18 protein-coding genes and 2 pseudogenes are annotated in these 17,687 nt (G+C 64.1%); 7 read left to right on the top strand and 13 right to left on the bottom strand.

What is annotated here, in order from left to right; genetic code table 11:
* Positions 1-132 precede the first annotated feature (132 nt).
* Positions 133-369: a hypothetical protein gene (locus tag HV793_RS26820; RefSeq protein ID WP_054453741.1), complete on the top strand. Its 237-nt coding sequence runs from the start codon at positions 133-135 to the stop codon at positions 367-369.
* Positions 370-419: 50 nt separating this feature from the next.
* Here the strand turns inward: HV793_RS26820 and HV793_RS31275 are convergent, their stop codons facing one another.
* Positions 420-644 (bottom strand): CrpP-related protein, encoded by a 225-nt coding sequence (locus tag HV793_RS31275; protein ID WP_082400914.1) that lies wholly within the window; start codon positions 642-644, stop codon positions 420-422.
* A 227-nt stretch (positions 645-871) separates the two neighbouring features.
* Positions 872-1,309 (bottom strand): annotated as a pseudogene (locus HV793_RS31185) (hypothetical protein).
* A 585-nt stretch (positions 1,310-1,894) separates the two neighbouring features.
* Between HV793_RS31185 and HV793_RS26815 the strand changes: the two are divergent.
* Together HV793_RS26815 and HV793_RS26810 are read left to right on the top strand one after the other, a co-directional pair.
* Positions 1,895-2,182 (top strand): hypothetical protein, encoded by a 288-nt coding sequence (locus tag HV793_RS26815; protein WP_175214191.1) that lies wholly within the window; start codon positions 1,895-1,897, stop codon positions 2,180-2,182.
* Positions 2,179-2,457 (top strand): hypothetical protein, encoded by a 279-nt coding sequence (locus HV793_RS26810; protein ID WP_054453545.1) that lies wholly within the window; start codon positions 2,179-2,181, stop codon positions 2,455-2,457. The genes HV793_RS26815 and HV793_RS26810 overlap by 4 nt, the downstream gene beginning before the upstream one ends.
* An 844-nt stretch (positions 2,458-3,301) precedes the next feature.
* On the opposite strand, the gene HV793_RS26805 is transcribed toward HV793_RS26810, so the two are convergent.
* The 3 genes from HV793_RS26805 to HV793_RS26795 all read right to left on the bottom strand — a co-directional run bounded on the left by HV793_RS26805 (position 3,302) and on the right by HV793_RS26795 (position 7,267).
* On the bottom strand, positions 3,302-4,828 hold the full coding sequence (locus HV793_RS26805; RefSeq protein ID WP_054453543.1) for an FAD-binding oxidoreductase: 1,527 nt from the start codon (positions 4,826-4,828) through the stop codon (positions 3,302-3,304).
* A gap of 7 nt (positions 4,829-4,835) precedes the next feature.
* Positions 4,836-6,203, bottom strand: coding sequence for a glycolate oxidase subunit GlcF (gene glcF, locus HV793_RS26800; RefSeq protein WP_175214190.1), 1,368 nt, complete (start codon positions 6,201-6,203; stop codon positions 4,836-4,838).
* 107 nt (positions 6,204-6,310) lie between these two features.
* Positions 6,311-7,267 carry a helix-turn-helix domain-containing protein gene (locus tag HV793_RS26795; protein ID WP_054453540.1) on the bottom strand — a complete coding sequence of 319 codons (957 nt, stop codon included), beginning with the start codon at positions 7,265-7,267 and terminating at the stop codon, positions 6,311-6,313.
* Between the two features lie 147 nt (positions 7,268-7,414).
* Between HV793_RS26795 and HV793_RS26790 the strand changes: the two genes are divergently transcribed.
* Positions 7,415-8,380, top strand: a complete 966-nt coding sequence (locus HV793_RS26790; protein ID WP_119449551.1) for a Bug family tripartite tricarboxylate transporter substrate binding protein — start codon at positions 7,415-7,417, stop codon at positions 8,378-8,380.
* A gap of 233 nt (positions 8,381-8,613) precedes the next feature.
* Here HV793_RS26790 and HV793_RS26785 read toward each other — a convergent pair.
* From HV793_RS26785 to HV793_RS26775, 3 genes and pseudogenes are all read right to left on the bottom strand, one after another.
* Positions 8,614-9,189, bottom strand: a pseudogene (locus HV793_RS26785) (XdhC family protein); the annotation flags it as partial.
* A gap of 2 nt (positions 9,190-9,191) precedes the next feature.
* Complete coding sequence (locus HV793_RS26780; RefSeq protein WP_175214189.1) at positions 9,192-11,483, bottom strand: xanthine dehydrogenase family protein molybdopterin-binding subunit; 2,292 nt, start codon at positions 11,481-11,483, stop codon at positions 9,192-9,194.
* Positions 11,480-11,953 carry a (2Fe-2S)-binding protein gene (locus HV793_RS26775; RefSeq protein ID WP_175214188.1) on the bottom strand — a complete coding sequence of 158 codons (474 nt, stop codon included), beginning with the start codon at positions 11,951-11,953 and terminating at the stop codon, positions 11,480-11,482. Before HV793_RS26775 ends, HV793_RS26780 begins: the two co-directional genes overlap by 4 nt.
* A 397-nt stretch (positions 11,954-12,350) precedes the next feature.
* Between HV793_RS26775 and HV793_RS26770 the strand changes: the two genes are divergently transcribed.
* Complete coding sequence (locus HV793_RS26770) at positions 12,351-12,740, top strand: OsmC family protein (protein ID WP_175214187.1); 390 nt, start codon at positions 12,351-12,353, stop codon at positions 12,738-12,740.
* A 39-nt stretch (positions 12,741-12,779) separates the two neighbouring features.
* On the opposite strand, the gene HV793_RS26765 is transcribed toward HV793_RS26770, so the two are convergent.
* The 5 genes from HV793_RS26765 to HV793_RS26745 all read right to left on the bottom strand — a co-directional run bounded on the left by HV793_RS26765 (position 12,780) and on the right by HV793_RS26745 (position 16,782).
* Positions 12,780-13,385 carry a hypothetical protein gene (locus HV793_RS26765; RefSeq protein ID WP_119449602.1) on the bottom strand — a complete coding sequence of 202 codons (606 nt, stop codon included), beginning with the start codon at positions 13,383-13,385 and terminating at the stop codon, positions 12,780-12,782.
* Between the two features lie 64 nt (positions 13,386-13,449).
* Positions 13,450-14,568: a glycosyltransferase family 4 protein gene (locus HV793_RS26760; protein ID WP_175182058.1), complete on the bottom strand. Its 1,119-nt coding sequence runs from the start codon at positions 14,566-14,568 to the stop codon at positions 13,450-13,452.
* A complete protein-coding gene (locus HV793_RS26755) occupies positions 14,543-15,499 on the bottom strand; it encodes a glycosyltransferase family 9 protein (RefSeq protein ID WP_054453525.1) in 957 nt (318 codons plus the stop codon). The genes HV793_RS26760 and HV793_RS26755 overlap by 26 nt, the downstream gene beginning before the upstream one ends.
* 183 nt (positions 15,500-15,682) lie before the next feature.
* Entirely contained in the window at positions 15,683-16,033 is a 351-nt protein-coding gene (locus HV793_RS26750; protein WP_054453523.1) for a hypothetical protein, read from the bottom strand.
* A gap of 215 nt (positions 16,034-16,248) precedes the next feature.
* Complete coding sequence (locus HV793_RS26745) at positions 16,249-16,782, bottom strand: DUF421 domain-containing protein (protein ID WP_125472929.1); 534 nt, start codon at positions 16,780-16,782, stop codon at positions 16,249-16,251.
* Positions 16,783-16,889: 107 nt separating this feature from the next.
* On the opposite strand from HV793_RS26745, the gene HV793_RS26740 reads away from it, so the two are divergent.
* Together HV793_RS26740 and HV793_RS26735 are read left to right on the top strand one after the other, a co-directional pair.
* A complete protein-coding gene (locus tag HV793_RS26740; protein ID WP_125472928.1) occupies positions 16,890-17,069 on the top strand; it encodes a hypothetical protein in 180 nt (59 codons plus the stop codon).
* Positions 17,070-17,243: 174 nt separating this feature from the next.
* A complete protein-coding gene (locus HV793_RS26735; RefSeq protein WP_054453518.1) occupies positions 17,244-17,642 on the top strand; it encodes a PRC-barrel domain-containing protein in 399 nt (132 codons plus the stop codon).
* Positions 17,643-17,687: the final 45 nt, after the last annotated feature.

Below are 17,687 nucleotides of genomic sequence, written 5' to 3'. Positions count from 1 at the left end.
CGCGGCGAGTCCAAGTCTTGGCCCATGTCAGACGTAGCGGATGGTGACACCCGACCCTTAGCTCGATTGTATGCCCAGTGGTACCCTGGGTATGAATCTTGCTGCGCTCAGCAAGAACTCTTGGGGATCGATGTGAATACGGACGAGTTTGTTTCTAAGATGATCGTGACCGCCGGCCCTGAGAATTTGGGATTCGGAGACTGGACGGAGGTGCTCTACGCCTACGCCGCAGTGTTGGAGCGGATAGAAGCGCGGTTGACCGTGGAGGAGACTCACGAACTGGTTGGCGTGGGCGGCCAGTTCTATCGGACTCTCGCGCGTGCTGAAGACTATCGCCGCACGTTTACGCGTCATTCTTCCGCGGAGTGAACCTCGCGGCGATTCAGGTACGCGCCCCGTAATGGGCGCGTGCTTGAGACTTACACCGCATGTAGGCCTGCAAATTGAACGGGGCTCGGCGGCGGTCTTGTCACTTCCTTTTCCTTCGCCCATCCTGCTTCCCACGCATCGACCTTGGCCTGCCAAACTCTGGGTGATTCTCCCGTGTGCCCGGGCATCGCCTGGGCCTTGAGGTAGGGGCAGTCCCAAAGGGGCGATCCTTGGCGGGCGGCGGCTCCTCCCTGCTTTCGGATGTCGTCATACATTCCTGAACCCTCCAAAAGTAGATGGTCGAATGGAAAGTATGAAATGAGTTGGGATGCGAGTGCAATGGTGTTTCCGTACCAGAGTACGACGTCAACACGTACTAGGGCTGCACCAACCCTTTGCGCAGCTTGGTTGTTAGGGAGCGATACACTGCCTCCACCATCGCTATCTTTTCGAAGCGCACGTTCGCTATGCCGCAACTTCGACTTGGGGTACGCGCTCGAGCCTATCCAGCCAATTTCATAGCGACGTCTATGTGCGTGCCGCGATCCAGATCGACTCCTGACCCAGCAGCACACTCGTGAAGGTCAAGCTGTTCGCTCGTAATTTCACCGGCCTCAATTCGACTGGTAATGTCATCGAGCAACAGCTAGCGCGAAGCAAACCCCTGGCCAGTGAGACCTCGCATGGACAGCCGATAGGCTAACGTGGGCTCAGGTCCTTTCATAACGCCGAAGTCAAAGATTCTGCCTTGCTCATTCCGGAGAAACAGACGCCTAGGGCGAGCATAGATTATGTACACACGCCAGGGCGACAAGGTCGCCGCGTGGGGAGAGGGCCGATGTTCTCGGTGGCCGCCGTAGTGATTGAACGATGTCGTTGCAGGGAGGAATTTTCGGCAAGCAGTAGTGAGGCGCGCAAATGACTTGCTAAAAGGCTTCATGATGGGTAGCGGTCTGAATGAATCGCAGCGCGGCGTATACGCGAAAGAGTGAATCAGCTGATCGGGTCCGAGTTTTTGTTTTCTGGGCCGATTGGCCTCTGTCGTGGCCTTTGAACCGGTGCAGAAGTATCGTGTCGGGACGGATACACGACAACGCTGGCCCTCGCAATCATGCGATGAGTCAGCGTCTGCTCACAAGCTTTCAGTCATCCATCACCGGCCAAGCAGCTGCACTTTCCGTGACGGGAAGGGGCCGAAAGCGTGCGATTCGCTACTGAGGGGTACGCTGTTTCAGCGGGTCGTTCTGTGCTTGCTTACGAGCTGCCTCTTCTTTTTGTTCCTGGCTTTGCTGTTCTTGCTGCTTGTTAGGCACGTCTGATTGACCAGGCTGGGTGGGGGGACCTGCGGCGCTGAAGCGGGTAGGAAATGTCATGATGTTTACCTTTTTGGTTGTCGTGGCGAGTACCACATCCCCACAGTACGCTCTGTGGTAGGTCTGGCCTAAGACTAAATTGAAACAGGCGTAAGGCGTCGAGCAGTGCCTGCCCTACACTGGCTGTATGAAACCCTGTGGGAGGCTGCAGCATGTCACAGACAACCGGTACTAAAGCGCTAGAGCGATGGGACGATGAGGGGGGCTCGCAACTGGCTTCTCTGGCTCAGTCGTTCGCTATTGAGGAATTCGAGGTGTCTGAACGTCGAATTCTGGCTTTTCTCGGGGCGTCGGTACTGAGCCTCTGGGATGAGCTCCCGCTCAATGCGCGTCGGCGGGTATTGAATCGCGAAATCGCTCAAGCAGCATTCGACAGGTCTGCACTCAAGGCGAGGATTGCGCGCATCGCTGAAGGGGATTTTTCGGGGCAGCAAATATGATTCACGATCCTGATGACGCGGACATTGAGCGCTGGCTAAATGACGGCGGCATCCGATTGCCCACGTCAGTTGAAATGTTAGACACTGGCGTGCTTGACGAAGGCGAGCGGCGAGTCATTGCCTGCCTTGGGGCAGCGATCTTGAGCGTCTGGCGTGAAATGCCGACTGAAGTCCGGAGAAAGGTGCTACAGAGTGCTCTCAGCAACTCTACCTATGATGCCTCGCTGCTAAAAGCAAGGGTTGCAGTGTTCCTCAGAGGAAACAAGGATTCTTAATGAACGTGCCAGCTACCGCGCGATTGACGGCCGTGGCTGCACCTAGGGCTCTCGGGCTCGAAAGCCACTCGACGGGGCGGTGTGCTTGGCCTTGTCGCCTGGAATTGGTCAAGGAGATCAAGCCGGCGATCTAACGCATCAATGTGCATGATCGCTTTTGGGGATGAATCGTCCTTAATATCCTCTGCTCAATGGCTACGCGACATGGTTGAGCGGTGACAGCAGGCCGTGTGCGGATGTGATGTTCGAGAAGTTCGTGAGTAGTTATCGCGCTGCTTTGTGGCGTATCGCTGCTCATACACGGGGCGCCGATCGGGCTCGAAGATGGCCTCCATGGTAATGATGTAGCGCTGGCCGTTGGCCAACATTAGGCGAAATATCCAAAGTGTGTGTGCGGTCTCGCTCTGGACTTTGAAAGTCGCGATCTTCTCCACCTTCACCAACTTATCGACGGAGTACTCGGTGCAATCATGCCCCAGCGGCCGATGACGGCTTCTCGGCCCGGTACCGCGTCGTCTCAGGCATCGTGCTCTGGAGGCCAACGGATGAGCGGCCCCAGGTATCCGGGCCACAATCTGACTTGGCCGGCAATGGGATGCCCCGGGCCCGGAAGCACTTCTCCATCTGTTCCAGCTTCTTGAGCGCGGTGTGGCGGCTGCACGTTGATGGACCTTTGCGTTAGAACAGACGGTCTATGAACCGCATAAAACCGTAGCAGAAAAAAGAGAGCTGTTCTAACGCAAATATTAGAGACCCGCGAAAAATCAACGCGTTAGGTCGATTTTCCACGGGCCTTCTAAGCCTGAGGTCGGGGGTTCGAGCCCCTCCTGCCGCGCCAATATCTTCATTCGATCCCGTACTTCCCCGGCGCAATCACCCCATTCGGATCCAGGGCCGCCTTGATCGATGCGCAAGCTCGCACCAGCTCCGGCATGCGCTGCGCCTGGTGGAACTCGTGATACATCGTCGGCGCACGCCCCACGAAAATGCCTCGATCGGCGAACAGCTTGGCCAGTGTCCGGTAGCAGGCATCGGCGCGGGCGGTTTCGTCGGCGTCCTCGCGGTTGTAGATGATCGCGTGGATGGCGCGGGCGAATCGAGCGCCGCAAACGTTTGACAGCAGGTATTCCAGCCCGTGGTCGCGGCAGATGCGGCGTGCATCTGCCTGCAGGCTATTGACGATGTCACCCGCAACCGGGGAACCCGCCGACAGCCAGATCGCGCCGCCGCCCGGCCGCCAGCCCAGCATCTTCAATTCGCTGTCGGTCGGCACGCCGGTGTTGGAGTTGATGGCGATGTGCAGGGGGCCGATGTCCTCGGCTTCCTCCAGGGGAATCTGGCGTCCCTTGCCCGAGGCCAGGAAATGCTGGGCGATGCGGTCGATCTGGGGCTGTACGGCGGCGCGACTCGCGCCGTACACGGCGCCTGATACGGTCCAGGATCCCAGGTCATACTGCCTGCGCAGCGCGGCGCGGCCCTCGTCGGACAGCGCGTGTTTGCCGCCGCTGGCCGCGTATTCGGGGTTGGTGGCCGCCGAGGACAGCAGATACAGGTCGTTGGTGGCGCGAATCAGCGTCGGCACGAAATTGCTGAGCTTCAGCGGACGGATGCGTTCGACGATCTCCCCCAGATCTTCGTCGTCGGGGAAGGTGAAAAAGAAGGGTTCGATATGCGGCGGCCGGGGCATGAGCCACATGCCTACGCGGGTGACGATGCCAAAGTTGGATTGGGAAAACAGGCCGTCCAGCGTGGGGCCGAAGCTGTATTTGGAGACGTGCCAGTTGGGATGCGAGGAACCCGCCAGGCTGCCGTCGCCGGTGCGGATCACGTCGCCATTGCCGAGCACAACTTCCATGCCGCAACTCATGCCGAAGTGATCGGCGTAGGCGCCGCTGCCGCCGCCCTTGTCCAGGGCGTTGGCGAGGATGCTGCCCTGCGATGGACCTGCGGTCGGCGAGATCATCAGCTTGCTTTCCCGGCGCTGCAGCTCGTCGTGCATGGCGCGGAAGCTCACGCCGGGTTCGAGCACGCAATAGCCCAGCGTCTCGTTGACTTCCAGGATGCGATTCATGCGCCGGCCCAGGTCCACCACTACCTGGCCGGGACGGATGGGCGAGCGGGTGCCCAGACCGATGTTCTGACCATTGCTGATGGGATAGAGCTGAACGCGGAAGCGATTGGCCAGGCGCACCAGCGTTTGCACCGCCTCGGTCGAGTCGGGGTAGGCGACCGCGCCGGGGCGCACGTCGGCGCAGGGCAGGGTATGTTCGCCATAGCGTCCGAGGACGTCGTCACTCAGCGAGATCGCGTCCGCGCCAAGCTCGGCCGCCGCCGCATGGGCGAAATCTACGATAGGGTCATTGGAAGGCATACGTCTTTCACCACAGAAGATCGCCGCTGCCGGCGGTTGTCGGAACCGGCGTGGCCGCCGGCGTTGGAGTGTCGGCCGCTGCCTGCGGCGGCTTGGGCCGGAAGTCTTCAAGACCGCGTGGGGGCGGCCCGCCGGTGGCCCAGTCCAGCAGCTGGACCGTATGCGCCACGGGCACCGGCGTGAAGCGCGAGATCTGCACCAGGCATCCCATGTTGCCAGCGGCGATCACGTCCGGTTGGCCGGCCGAGGCGTGGGCCGCCTTGCGTTGTCCCAGCCGGTCCGAGATGGCCGGCTCGAGGATGTTGTAGGTCCCCGCCGAGCCACAGCACAGATGCGATTCCCCGATATCGCGCACCTCCATGTCCAGCTTGCCCAGCGCGCGGCGCGGCGGCCGTTCGATTTTCAGGCCGTGCTTGAGTGAACAGGAGTCGTGATACGAAACGGCCAGGCCTAGCGCCGAGCCGCTGGCGGTCAGCGACAGACTGGCGGCGATTTGCGAGATGTCCTGAGTGGCCTCGACCACCAGGCGCACCTGCGTCGACAGTTCGGGGCGGTCAGACAGTAGCTCTTCATAGCGTTTGATGACGGAGCCGCAGCCCGATGTGGTGCTGATGATGGCGTCGATCTGCCCCGCCAGCAGCGCGGCCGACCAGCTGCGGACAGCCTGTTCCATGTGCCGGGTGGCGGCCTCGCGCCGTCCCATGTGCAGTTCGAGCGCGCCGCAGCATTGCACGCCGGGCACGTCGACGACGGCGATGCCGGCGCGTGTGAGCAGCCGCTTGGCCGAGGCGTTGATCTCGGCGCCGAGCACCGATTGGGCGCAGCCGTTCAGCAGCGCGACGCGGCGCGTCGGGTTGGCGGGCTGCTGCGGAGCGGCTTCGGTGCGTGGCGCAAACGCCGCGAGTGCGGGGGCGCTGGATAGGGAGGCCAACGCGCCCAACGGGCCGCCGAGGCGGCCGGCGGCGCCGCGCAGCAACCGGCCCGCGGCCGCGGCCGGACGCAGCAGCGCGGGGGTTGTCAGTACCCGGGCCAGCGCTGAGCGCAGCAAGCGCTGCGTCAGCGGGCGGGCCTTGCTTTTTTCGATGTGCTCGCGCGCGCCGTCGATGATGGCGTGATACGAAACGCCGGCCGCGCAGGTGGTTTCGCACGACAGGCACGACAGGCAGCGGTCCAGGTGGCGCACGGCGGCCGGGCTGGGCGCTGCGCCGCTGTCCCGCATTTCGCGCGCCAGGGCGATCCGGCCGCGCGGTGAATCCAGCTCTTCGCCATCGAGCACGTAGGTGGGACAGACTGCGGTGCAGAAGCCGAAATGCACGCAACTCTCGGCGGCAGCGCGGACCGCGTCGGGGCGGTGAATGGTGATGGTCTTGGGCATGGTGCGACGGAAGCTTGCCGGCCAGGGCCGGGATGAAGCTCATTCTGCCGTCGGGCCGTGCGCGGGGCTGTGCCCAGCGCGTCAGCGGACGCCGCCCAGGGCGTCAGTCAGCCGCGGGTCTGCCCTTGCTTGAGCAGATTTACGGGCAATTCGCCGTATCGCTCGGAGAAGCGCCGCGTGAAGTGGGAGAGATTGTTGAAGCCGCAGGCGAAGGCGGCCTCGCTGACCGTGCGGGTCTTGCCGGCCGCCAGCAGCTCATGCGCGAGCGTCAGGCGGGCCTGCACCACGTAGGCTTCGAACGACAAGGCGGCATGCCGCGCGAACAGGCGGTGTAGGGTGCGGACCGATATGCGGCAGGCTGCGGCCACCGTTGCGGGCGACAGGTCCGGGTTGGCGATCGCCGTATCGATATGGCGCTTCACGCCGACGAAGCTCAGTTCGGTGGAAGGGGGCGCCGCGGCGTCCGCCAGGGATGCGCAATGCAGCGCCACGATTTCGATGACGGCATCCAGCAGCGTGTCGACGGTGCGGTCCTGCAGTTTCACCGTCGTATCGGTCAGCAGGCGCATGGCTTCGGTAAGCACGGGCGCGAACGGCATATCGGCCGGCAGGCTGGCCGGCGCGCGTAGCCGCCGCATGCCCGGGGCGCGCGCGCTCAAGGCGTGGCGTGGCAACAGCACCAGCCGGCGCGAGGTTGTTTCCGGGAACGTGATGTCGAACGCGGATCCGGTGTCGAGCAGCCCGAATTCTCCGGGCCGCAGGCACAACTGCTCGTCACCCTGGGACATCAAGGCGCTGCCCTGCAATTGCAGGCTGAGCATGATGTGATCGCCATTGAGACGGCTGACTTGCCGCTGGGAGCGGCGGATCATGTGCGGGGAGCTCGCGAAGTTCACGAGCCGGACTCCCGCGCGGTTCTGGCTGGACATGGTGCCGGCGAATCCGGCGTCGGGTTCGGCGCGGAATTCAGAATCGAGCACACCGGCGCAGACCGCATCCTGCCAGAACGCCAAGGCGTGCTGGCCGTGATCGTGGGTGCTCCAGTTGTGCCATTCAGGCGCCATTTCGGCTCCGGGGTCCGTTGCGTGCTGTCGCTGCCAGCGGCATCGGCTGGCACGTTGGGTCGTGCCCAATGTAGCGAGGCAGTGGAGAATGGGCCATCCGTGCATTCCCCAGTAACGGCGTACTGTGTTCAACGAATGGAGCGTGGCATGAAACGGTTTCTATCTTTGTGGGCAGGTGCAGCGCTCGCGTTGTCGGCTTTCTGTGTCGCGGCGCAAGAGTATCCGGCACGGCCCGTGCGCATGATCGTGGGCTTCGCGCCGGGCGGCGGCAACGATATCCTGGCCCGCCTGATGGCCGAGCAGTTGCAGCGCCGCCTGGGCCAGCCCTTCATCGTGGAGAACCGGCCGGGCGCCAGCGGCGCCATTGCGATCGGCGCCGTCAAGCGGGCCGAGGCCGACGGCTATACCTTGCTGGTGGGGCCGAGCAGCGGCATGACCGTCAATCCGGCCATCTACAACAACCTGGACTACGACCCGGTCGCCGATTTCGCGCCGATCTCCCTTGTGGGGGATATTCCGATGATCCTGACCGTCAAGGCTGAAAGCTCGGCGCGCTCGGTGGCCGATCTGGTCGGCCAGGGCAAGAAGAGCGGCAAGCCTCTGTTTGCAGGCTCGGGCGCCAACTCCTTCCAGCTCGCGACCGGACTCTTCGCCAAGCGCGTCGGCCTGGAAGCGGAGGTGGTCAACTACAAAGGGAACTCTGCCGTGGTCGCGGCCTTGTTGGCCAACGAGATCGACTTTGCGCTGATCGACACTGCGGCCGTATTGCCCCAGATTCGCAGCGGCCGGCTGAAAGCGCTGGCCGTCACGGGGGCGAAGCGCTTTACCTTGTTGCCCGACGTGCCCACTGTCGCGGAGTCCGGCGTGCCGGATTTCGCAATGTCATTCTGGTCGTCCCTGTACGCCCCTGCGGGCACGCCGCAAGCCGTCATCGAGAAGCTGCAGAACGCCGTATCCGCAGCCGTGCGAGAGCGCGCCGTGGCCGATCGCCTGCTGGAACTGGGCATTGATCCTGTAGGTAGCGCACCGCAGGTCCTGGCCGATACCATGGCCCGGGAGATTCCGATGTATGCCGCGGCCGCCAAGGAGGCGAACCTGTCGCCAGTGCAGTAGGCGCGTGGAGCCGACCTGTCCGAATTTGTCCTTTGCTTTACTGCAACTGTCGACAGGCGGAAGCTGGCCGTCTGCCGGCTATGAGTGATAGGTGCTGACTCGATGACCTACATAATTCCGCAAGATATACAGGGGCGCTTATGGGGACTGCTGGTGCTGACCTCCTCCCAGTTTCCACGCGGACCGCTTTAGCTATTTGATCAGTTCCTTGCTGTCCAGGTGTGTATGGCACACACCGCAAAGTCGTTGAACAAGGCCATGGTGGCCAGGTATTCCGCCAATGCGCCTGCGCCGATGAGCAGCATCCGGTACTGCGGCCCCAGCGTGGAACAAAGCGTCGCGCCGTCGAATTGCACTGTGGCGGGCGTCGAGGCCGGCGCCAATGTCACCGCTCCGGTGGCTACGTCAACGGTGCGCTGGACCAACTGGCCGGATTCGAGCCGCCGGACCAGGGCGTCCAGTGTTTCGTAGTCCGGCTGGAACTCCAGCAGCAGCTCCAGCGTGCCGCCGCAAGGCAGTCCGAACCGGCGCGCTTCGTCGGCTTCGATCCCGTAGCGCACCAGTTCAGGCGCGCCTTGCGCGATGGCGCCTGTGCCATGGGTGCGGGTGTATCGATGAATCAGGTCGTCTTCGATGCACCCGCCCGAAACAGAGCCGACGCAGCGCCCGTCTTCGCGTAGCGCCATCATGGAGCCGACGGGGCGCGGGGAGGAGCCCCAGGTCTTGACCACCGTGGCCAGCAGCAGCCTGTGCCCGTCCGCCAGCCAGGCGCGGGCTTCGCGCAACACGCGGACGTCGACCGTCTCCATGCCTAGGCTACCCTGCGCACCGGCAGGCTGCGGATCCGCTTGCCGGTGGCGGCAAAGATGGCATTGCTCAGCGCGGGCGCCACGGGCGGCACCGGGGGCTCGCCCACGCCGCCAGGAGGCAGGGAGTGATCGTCGTTGACCAGATGCGTGCGGATCACGCGCGGCGAGGCATTGTGGCGCAGCACTTCATAGTCGTGGAAGTTGCTCTGCTTCACGCGGCCGCGTTCGAACGTGATCTCGCTGGCAAGGGCAAGGCCCAGGCCCATGATGGCGCCGCCTTCCATCTGCGCGCGGATGCGTTCGGGGTTGATTTGCGGACCGCAGTCCATCGCCATGTCCACGGCCACCACGCGCACCTCGCCCTTTGCATCCACGGCCACCTCGACCACGGTGGCGGTGTAGCTCATGAAGCTGTAGCAGAATGCCAGCCCAAGGCCGTGGCCCTGGGGCAGTGTTCTGCCCCATTCCGCGCCTTTGCAGGCCGCTTCGATCACGCCGCGCAGGCGGCCCGTGTCGTAGGGATAGAGCTCGGGGGATTCTGAGTAGTTCCAGGTGTCGGCCATTGTGCCCGGGTCGATCCTGCGCGCCGGGCCGATGAGGTCGAGCGCGAAATCCTTGGGGTCCTTGCCCGCGCGGTGGGCCAATTCGGCGATGAAGCACTGGGCAGCGTAAGCGTGCGGAATGTTGGCTACCGAGCGGAACCAGCCAATACGGGCATGGGCCTCCACTTCGGCCGTTTCCACCCGGACGTTGGGAATGCGGTACGGCATGTTGATGGCCGACATGGCCGATTCGAAGAGCTGCTGGCCCTTGGCGCCTTCCGAAAAGAGGGAGGCGATGGTGGGGGCGGCACTGCGGTGCAGCCAGGACTGGACCTGGCCGTTCTTGTCCAGAACGGCCTCCAGGCGTTCGACCGACACGGTATGCAGATAGTCATGATGAATGTCGTCCTCGCGAGTCCACACCAGCTTGACTGGCGTGCCTTCGGGCATGGCGCGGGCGACGATGGCTGCCTCGTCCACGAAATCGGGCTTGGACTTGCGGCCGAACCCGCCGCCCAGCAGCAAGACATTGACCGTGACGTCGGCGGGCTCCAGTTTCAGCCGGGCGGCGACGGCATCGCGCGCGGCGATGGGGTTCTGGATCGACGTCCAAACCTCGGCGCGGCCATCTTTGATCCGGACGGTGGCCGCTGGCGGTTCCATGGAGGCATGGGCCAGATGGGGAACGTAGTACTCCGCGGCGACGCGCTCGGCTTCGGGCGCCATGGCCCAGGCTTGCGCGGCATCGCCCTGGCTGCGCATGGTCTTGCCGGGCTTGCGCGCTGCCGATTCCAGCGTCTGGCGGTAGGCGCTTGAGTCGTAGCTGCCGTTGGGGCCGTCGTCCCATTCGATTTGCAGCGCGTCGCGGCCTTGGCGGGCCGCCCAGGTGTTGCGCGCGACGATTGCGACGCCGCCCAGGGGCTGGAATGCGGGCGCCCCTTGCATTGGCGGAATCTCCACGACCTTCAGCACGCCGGGCACGGCCAGCGCCTTGGCGCTGTCGAGACGGCGCAGCTTGCCGCCGACGACAGGAGGACGTGCGACGACGGCATAGACCATGCCTGGCAGGCGCATATCCATGCCGTAGCTGGCCTGGCCCTTGCCGATGGCCTCCAGGTCCACCAGGCGCACGTGCTCCTTCCCGATATAGCGGAACTCGGCCCGATCCTTGAGCTTGAGGGCATCGCCCGCGGGAACCGGCTGTTTGGCCGCGTCCGCCGCCAACTCGCCATAAGTCAACCGGCGCCCGGAGGGCTGGTGCAGCACCTCGTGTTGCACCGCTTTGACCTCGGCCACAGGAACCGACCAGCGCGCTGCCGCCGCTGCTTCGAGCATCTGGCGGGCGGCCGCACCGACGCGTCGCATGGGCATCAGGAAGTGCCGCACGCTGCGCGAGCCATCCACGTTCTGGTTGCCATAGCGCGCTTCATCGGCCTGCGCCTGCATGACCTTGACGCGGTCCCAGCGCGCTTCCATTTCGTCGGCCACCACCATGGGCAGGCTGGTGCGCACGCCCGTGCCCATTTCGGCGCGGTGCGCGACGATGGTGACGGTGCCGTCCGCGGCGATGCTGACGAAAGCCAGCGGGTCGTCGACGGTGCCGCCGGGCATGCTGTCAGCGCCGTACTTCTGGGCGGGGGACTCGGCGGCCCAGGCTGCCGTGATCAAACCCCTGGCCGTGACCGTCAGGGTGAGCGCGCCCAAGGCGCCCTGCAGAAAGCCGCGCCGGGAAAGTTGAGCGATGTGCGTCATTGCTTGCCTCCCTGGGCGAGGAGCCTGGCCGCCTGCTGGATGGCTGCGCGGATGCGAGAATAGGTGCCGCAACGGCAGATATTGCCGCTCATGGCGTCCTCGATGTCTTGGTCGGTCGGCTGCGCCGAGACCTTGAGCAGGCTTACCGCCGTCATGATCTGGCCCGCCTGGCAGTAGCCGCATTGGGCAACGTTCTGTTCTATCCAGGCCTGTTGCACCGCCCGGCCGACCGCATCCGCCTCTATCCCTTCGATGGTCGTGATGCTGTGGCCTGCCACGGCGGAGAGCGGGGTGACACAGGACCGGATGGGCGCGCCGTCCATGTGCACGGTACAGGCGCCGCACAACGCCATGCCGCACCCGAATTTGGTGCCGGTCATGCCGAGTTCATCCCGTAAAGTCCAGAGCAAGGGCGTTTCGCCCGGGACGTCGATATCCTTGGCCTGGCCATTGATTTGAAGTTGGGTCATGGAGGAATCCTTGGTGGGCGGGCATGGCAGGCGAAAGCTTGCCTGAACCGTGAGTGAATCACTTTTTCAAATCGGAATTCTGCCTAAAAATTCAAAAAATCTGCCTAATTGTTCCAGACAGAACTTTAAGGGCGACGAGCCAGAGCTGGCGCCTGGAGCCCACGCGAACGGCTCCTTCGGATCGTCGAGGGTCAGCCCCGAGGATGTTACGCCTTCGGCCGGCCCGTCGGTGAGCACGGTGTATCCGTGCTGCCAGGTCGCGTGCAGGCCCATTTTTTCGGTTGCGCTGCAATGACGTCCACCCTGTCACATCCCATACCAGCATCTCCGCTGGCCTTCCCCGGTCCCCGATCCAGGCCTAGCCTGTCGGCTCTTTCATCTTCGACAGGAGACCCGCATGGTGAAGGCGAAACGGGTGAGCGTGCCCTATGGCGTGGAAGTAACGAACGGCCAAAACGTCCTGCTCTCCGACACGCAAAAAGACGGCAAGGGAGGAACTGCGGGCATGCGGCCGCACGAACTTCTTGAAAGCGCGCTAGCGGCCTGTGTCTGCATGTCCATCGGCATGGCCGCGGACCGCGCCGGCGTTGCGTTGCCCGAGGCGACGGTGCAGGTGGACATCGATAGGCTGGATGACGAAACCGGATTCGAGGTGAGTTTGCGCTTCGCTGCGGCGCTGACGGCGGCGCAGCAGGATCTGGTTCGCGACGCGGCGCAGGCATCGCCGGTTGCGCGCACGTTGGGCAAGACGGTGCGGGTGCGGCCAGCTGTGTTCCTGGTGGCCTGAAGAGGATGCGGGCAGAACGCGCTTCTGCCCGAGGCTCACCTACTGCCCGAACTCATAAACATAACTATTCGCCGACCCTGCCGCTTGGTTGTACAGCGGGCACCAGCCGTTGACCGGGGCCACTTCGCAATACCGGTTGCGGCCATACACCTGGGCGATCTTCCAGTCCTGGGTCTTGTCGGCGCGTTCCAGCAGGTACTGCATGCGCACGCCGCGCTCCTTGCGGTCGCGTTCGTCGTTGTCCACCGGAAAGCCGGGCGTGGAGGGCGTGGTGTTGCGGATCTGCGCGACGACGAAGGCGCGCGTGTCGGATTGGACATCGACGTTGACGACACTGCGCTCGTAGATCTCGACGCTGCATTTTTGGTCGCCGTTCTGCCGGGCCTGCAGCTGTGCGGTGCTCAGCGAGTCTTCGGCGGCGCTGAAGGGACGGTAGAGTTCGGCCAGTTCCTTGCAGGCGGTGGCGGTATAGCGGTCGTGCGCGTCGCGCACCTGCCACCAGGATTTCACCGCCGCTTCCGGCGTGTTGGCGGCCAGCTGCAGTTGCGGCGTGGCGGCTTGAAGCCGTTCCCAGGGGGTCTCTTCCTGCTTGGAGCAACCCGTCAAGGCGATTGCCAGAACGAGCAGTAGGGCGGGCTTGGTCACGGTACTGAATCGGGTAAACAAATCGGGGGCACCATGATACCCCTTCCGCCGTGGCGTCCGCCCTTCAGGCGGGACGCAATGCCCGCTTGTACGCTTCCAAGGTGCTGAACATCTTGCCCGCAAGCCGGAAATTGGCTTCGGCGTAGGCCCGGGCGTTACCGATCATGGCTTCGGTTTGTCCCGGATCGCTGCGGATTTGCATGATGCGGTCCGCGTAGCCGGCGACGTCGCCCGGCGCAGCCAGCCAACCGGTCTGGCCCGGCGTGACGATTTCCGGCAATCCGCCCACGTCGCTGGCGACCACGGGGCGGCGCGTGGCGAACGACTCGGGTACCACGCGCGACCAGGCTTCGGTGGCCGAAGGCACCAGCACCACGTCGGCGGCGCGGATCATCTCCGCAATATTGTTGCGATGACCGGCGAACACCACATGTTCGGAAATGCCCAGATCCACGGTCAGCTGGTGCAGCGCATAGGCATAGGGCTTGGTGCTGGCGGTGGGCATGCCGACCACCAGCGCGATGGCGGGCAGGCCCTGGCGGCGCAGCCGGTGCACCACGCGCAACAGATCGGACTGGCCCTTCTCGGGACGCAGCATGCCTATGGTGGCAATGACGCAGGCGCTGTCGGGGGCACGGATGCCCAGTGCTTGCCGGGTGCGCAGGCGTGACTGCGGCGTGTCGCCGGATTGGAAGAATTCGTCCGCGGCCCATTCTCCGACCACGCTGATCCGCTGCGCGGGCGCCAGGCGCGCCGCGACGAGTTCCTGCTTGCCCAGCAGGCTGGTCGCGATGACGTGGTCGCAGCCGATTTTCCATTCCAGCCGGCGACGCGGCGAGGAAGGCATGGGCTTGGCGAAGTGGCGCGTCCTGACGACCGAGCACAGGTCGCGGCACAGCGCGGCGGTCTTGCCGTCGGCGCGACTGTGGCTGTCGATCAGGTCGATGCGCAGCGTCTTGACCGCGCGCCGCAGCTTCAGGACCGTGGCCGGCGAGTAGGCGACGTCGAAGTCTATGTCCACGGCGCGCAGGCCGCGCTGCCGGGCTTCGCGCCCGATTTCGCTGTCCGCCGGAGCCGCGATCGCCACTTCGTAGCCATGGCGCTGCAGCCAGGAGGATTGCTCGAGGACGCGGAATTCCAGCCCGCCCAGGCTGCGCTCAGCCAGCGTATGCAGGATGCGCATGATGCTCCAGGACTTTGCGGCAGGCGCCCAGCACATCGTCGGGCGTGATGGAATTGATGCCGTCGCGGGGATGGCGGGGAACGACCGCGGCGGAGTAGGGGCGATCCCAGAACCACTCCGGGTTGGACTCGTTGAACACGCCCACGTAGGGCACGCAAGCGCCTTGGGCGATATGCGACGGGCCGCAATCGTTGGCCACGATCAGGCGCGCACGCAGCATGAGAGCGCTGAGCTCCGGCACCGAGCGGCAGTAGGCGATGGAAAATTCAGGACGCCGCATGGCTTCCAGCTTGTCGCGTTCGATGACCTCTTGTTCTCCCAGCACGAACAGGTAGCGGGTGTCCGGGCCCAGCAGCAGCTTTAGCCTCTCGGCCAGGCGCAGGTAGTTCAGCAGGCTCCAGCGCTTGAACGCGCCAGACCCGCCGCCCGGGATCAGGACCACGTCGGCCCCCTGCTCGGCATGCTGGTGCGGCTGGGCCAGCGTCTGGAAGCAGCGGCGCGCCACGGCCTCGGCGTCGAACTGCCGGTACGACGCCAACAGCCGGAGATTGGCCAAGCCGATGTATTCGGCAACGCTCTTGCGATGGGAGTGCGTCCAGGCCAGGTCGCTCATCCGCGCGTTGTGAAAACCGAAGCGCATGGTTGGCCGGCGCAGCAGGTTGATCAGGCCGAAGCGTTCGCTGCTGTGATGCAGGCTGACGCAAACCGGGGTGTGCTTTTTGAGCGTGCGCAGATAGTCACCGAACGTGGCGGCCCGGACGAACTCGTCGACCCAGGGCACGCCGCGGTAGAAGCCGGCCAGGTCGTCGCGGGCCACCACCCGGATCCGCCTGGAAGCCCACCAGGTTTTCAGTTGATAGAGCGCCGGCAGGGCGACGATCTGGTCGCCCAGCCGGGGCTGGCTTCTGACATAGACGACGACTTCCGACATGGGTAACCTCGTTTGCACGGCAGTTTTTTGGAGGTCCGCAGACCGCTGCCGCGCAATGTATCGATCCAGTCGAATGAATCTTTCCGAGGTCTTTTAAGGAGTGTGAAGAACCTGCCGGACGTGCTTTACACAACTAAACAACTACGCCCGTATGCGGTTCGCGTTCACGTCGTCGTTGCGCGCTTACTTGGAACCGCCCGAGTTCGGGTAGCCCGGAGGCGGCGCCGCGCCACCGCCCTTGGTACTGGGCACGTTGTCGTTGGCTTCGCGGTGGCGACCCTGCTTGTCGGTCTTGTGCATGTCCGACCGGGTGTGGTCGCTCTTGTTCAGGTTGGGCGGGTTGGTCGGCGTGTTCGGCGTCGCATTTGGCGCGGGCGGCTTCTGTCCGGGCGGCACGGGCTGGTTGGGGGGGACGGCGGTGCTGTCGTTGGGCGTGTTGGACGGCGAGGTGGGCATGGCTGACTGCGCCAGCGCACCGGCCGAAGCCAGTCCGGCGGACAGGGCCAGCGCGTAGGTGAAGGCTCGGATTTTCATGAGTACGCTCCTATGTGGGAAATGCTGGAACGTATCCGCAAGCGTCATGCCCGGCTGCGCACGGCTCTCGGTGATCCTGAAAGGAAAGGTGCTTTGCCCTGTGAACGCCTCGCGTCGCTAGCGGGCGTTCCATCCCAAGCTCGAACGCACCGGAAAAATATACCGATTCGCGCCGCTTCCTCGCCGGTCGTGCGCATTCCTGCTGCGGGTGGACGCTAACCGCAGGCATCGTCGTCTTCTAGCGTGGAGGCGCCCGCCTTGGAGCGCTCTTGCACGCGGACCACACTGAACTCTCCTGTTGCCTCCAGATAGGCTCTTTCGACCTCAGCCAGGTTGGCGACGCCTTTCAACCTTAGTTGCTCCATCAGTTCGCTGCGGGTGATGTGCTCTTTCCTGAGTCCATGGACCAGCACTTTGCCGGACCGGATCAGGCAGACGCGCTGTGGCTCAAGCAGGCGACGCAAGGGAGGAACGTAATAGCCCACCCGATCCAGCAGGTAGCTCCAGCCGACTATGGTGGCGACAACGATGATGCCGTCCCCCATGGAGTACGAATCGCCCGACATGGCATTGCCCGCGGCATCCGCCACCAAGACCAGCACCAGCATGTCCGCCATTCCCAGGGAGCCCATGTCACGTCTGCCGGAAATACGCAGCAACGCGTACAGCACCCAATACATGGTCGTGCCGCGGATGATCATTTCGGCAAAGCCCGCCTGCAACTCGAAGATTTGGGCGAATTTTTCCATGGCGTTTCGATAGCAAGCGCCGTGCCGCGTGCGGGCAGCGCAGGCACAGACGCAGTTGGGGCATGGCATTTGCTGAGAGGTCGTGATCCGTCACGAGGACGACCGCCATGAAACCCAAAGACCGCAAACCCAATCCTTCGGCCGATGACACCGACCGGGAACTCCAGGCCAGCCACCGCGATGGGCAGAACCGGACCAAGAAGGAGGGCCATGTCAGCCAAATAGGCACCGGACAGGATCAGCAAAGCAGGCGCAATCGAGGCGCTGGGGCGCGCAGCAAGGGCTGAGCGGCCGCTGCGTACCGTCCCGCCAGCGCGTACGCCAGGCGGGACGTCTTCGAGTGGCCGGATGGGCATGGCGCTTGCTGAATAGGTCCACTCGGATCGAGCGCAAGAAATGGCGTAGCGATACAGCCATGACCGTGGTTCAACGTGGGGATGGTCCCCGCATAGGAGAGACGTATGGAGCATCAAACCAATATCGTTGGCGGCCCCAAGGATTCCGCGACCGGGCCTGGCCCCGAGATCATGGCGGCGGACACCCTTGACGGCAACGACGTCGTCAACGCCTCGGGAGAAAGCCTGGGGTCGATCAAGGACATCATGATCGACGTGCCGCGGGGACGCGTGGCCTACGCCGTGCTGTCGCGCGGCGGCATCCTGGGCATGGGCGACAAGCTCTTCGCGATTCCGTGGGCGGCCTTGACGCTGGACACCGACCGCAAGTGCTTCATCCTGAATGTCGACAAGGAGGTCTTGAAGAACGCGCCGGGCTTCGACAAGGACGACTGGCCCAGGATGGCGGACGAAAGCTGGGCGTTGAGCGTGCACAAGTATTACAACCAGGATCCCTACTGGTAGGACGCAGCTCGGGAGGGCGGCCGCGAGCCGCCCTTTTTTCCCTCC

It is taken from the genome of Achromobacter aegrifaciens, assembly GCF_902859965.1.
Lineage (GTDB): Bacteria > Pseudomonadota > Gammaproteobacteria > Burkholderiales > Burkholderiaceae_B > Achromobacter > Achromobacter aegrifaciens.
This window is presented reverse-complemented; position numbering and strand designations above follow the sequence as displayed.